Genomic DNA, 437 nt, shown 5'->3' on the forward strand with positions numbered 1-437 from the left:
GGACGGTCGGACGCCCACGATGGTGGGCCCCGACCTTGGGGAGTCTAGACCCGTTGTCGTGAGCGCGGTCACAGGAGTCCACCATTCGGCGGGACCGCTCGCAAATGCCCGGCACCGGCTGTCGGCGGTGCAGCAGAGGCTGCTCCCGGGTGGGAGCGTCAGCGCGCCCGGCGCTGCCGGACCGCCTCGTACAGCACGACCGTCGTGGCGCTCGCGGCGTTGAGCGAGCTCGCCGAGCCGAGCATCGGGATGCTCACCATGACGTCGCACGCCTCGCGCCACCCCGCGCTGAGGCCGGACGTCTCGTTGCCGGTGAGGACGAGGGTCGGGCCGGTGAGGTCGTGGTCCGCGAGCTCGACGTCGCCGTCCTCGTCCGTCCCGAGCAGGGTCAGGGGGACCCCGGCGGACCGCTGCGCGGCGACCCAGTCGAGGACGTC

General features: G+C 73.2%; 1 protein-coding gene. It reads right to left on the bottom strand.

Features of this window, described 5'->3' with window-relative positions; translation table 11 throughout:
* Positions 1 to 158: 158 nt before the first annotated feature.
* Positions 159 to 437 (bottom strand): TrmH family RNA methyltransferase (locus G3I78_RS48615; protein WP_164437048.1); only part of this gene is annotated, 279 nt, incomplete at its 5' end.

The sequence above is a fragment of the Streptomyces sp. SID13726 genome, assembly GCF_010548375.1.
In the GTDB taxonomy this organism is placed as follows: Bacteria; Actinomycetota; Actinomycetes; order Streptomycetales; family Streptomycetaceae; genus Streptomyces.